At 28.5% G+C, this 1,002-nt stretch carries 2 protein-coding genes; both read left to right on the plus strand.

Translation table 11 applies throughout. The annotated features are described in order from the left end of the window. On the plus strand, positions 1 to 309 hold a 309-nt coding region (locus ASG38_RS00155), incomplete at its 5' end, for a hypothetical protein (protein ID WP_056065401.1). An 83-nt stretch (positions 310 to 392) separates the two neighbouring features. Further along, positions 393 to 797 carry a hypothetical protein gene (locus ASG38_RS00160; RefSeq protein WP_056065404.1) on the plus strand — a complete coding sequence of 135 codons (405 nt, stop codon included), beginning with the start codon at positions 393 to 395 and terminating at the stop codon, positions 795 to 797. The last annotated feature ends 205 nt before the right edge of the window (positions 798 to 1,002 follow it).

Here is a 1,002-nt window from a genome sequence, read left to right on the forward strand (position 1 = left end):
TCATGTCTCATAAACATACCTGTCCATACAACTAAAGATATTGTAAAACTAAAACCCAAACAAAAAGTAAAACTTAGTATTCCTTTCAGGATGAAAACGAATGTCTCTGAAGATTGCTATTATGGATATAATACTGACATGATGATGCCAAACAAACAATATTATGTTTACATGAGATATTCCATCATTAACGAGTATTTTAAAAATGCCTTGCCTAAAACTGTCAAAGATTCCTTAGAGCAAATGGGGTATGAATTATATGATAAGCAAATTGTTTCGAATAGGGTTCCTTTGGTTTTAAAAAAATGAGTTNNNNACCATAAGTGAGGAACAATAAGTTTTTAATTAATGTTGAACTGCAAAATATTGGAAAAATTTAATGCCTCGCTACTATGAAAAAGATAATTTTTATTTGCTTCGTCCTTATAGGATGTGCAAAATATAATCAAAAAGAGATTCGATCCGATATAGATATCAGGTTAACTAACACTTCAATAAAAGATAGTACTGATTTAAAAATAACCATAACCAATAATTCTCTAAAGAATTATTATCTTTTATATAATACAAAAAGTGTCAATGATAGTATGAAGGAATTTAATAAGGGTCAAACCTTATATACTTTCGAGTCATTCATTGTCACTGATAAAAAAAAGGTTTTGTCTACTGAACTACTTGATGAAGGAACATGTTCCTATGATGCATTAGTCCATACAACTAAAGATATTTTAAAACTGAAACCCCAAACAAAAAGTAAAGCTAAGCATTCCTTTCAGAATGAAAGTGGACATCTCTAAATATTGTCATTATAGATATGTAACCGATACTATAGATTTAAATAAGCAATACTATGTTTATGCAAAATATTACATTGGGAACGAATATTTTAAAAAAAACACCTTGCCTAAAACCGTTAAAGATTCTTTAGAGCAAATGGGTTATGAATTATATGATAAGCAAATTGTTTCGAATAGGGTTCCTTTGGTTTTAAAAAAATGAGTT

It is taken from the genome of Flavobacterium sp. Leaf359 (assembly GCF_001423985.1).
Classification (GTDB): Bacteria; Bacteroidota; Bacteroidia; order Flavobacteriales; family Flavobacteriaceae; genus Flavobacterium; species Flavobacterium lindanitolerans.